1 protein-coding gene is annotated in these 208 nt (G+C 47.6%); it reads right to left on the reverse strand.

The features are described from left to right. A partial coding sequence (locus AK963_RS34810) for a hypothetical protein (RefSeq protein ID WP_175404865.1) occupies positions 1-208 on the reverse strand: 208 nt, incomplete at both ends.

A 208-nucleotide genomic window follows, 5' to 3' on the forward strand; every position in this document is an offset into this window, starting at 1 on the left:
CTGCCTGACTGAATCCAGGCCATGGCCAGACTGCCATCAGATAACTGGGTAATGGAGGGGTAGTTCTGTTCTGTTGAAGAGTTGGTTAACTGAATCTCTTGCGCGTCTCTTGCTGTTCCATCAGCATCAAACCGTCGCATATACAAATCGTATTGGCCGCCACTGCCAATATACTGGTGAACATCACTCCATACAGCAATAAATCCAC

This window comes from Endozoicomonas atrinae (assembly GCF_001647025.1).
GTDB lineage: Bacteria > Pseudomonadota > Gammaproteobacteria > Pseudomonadales > Endozoicomonadaceae > Endozoicomonas > Endozoicomonas atrinae.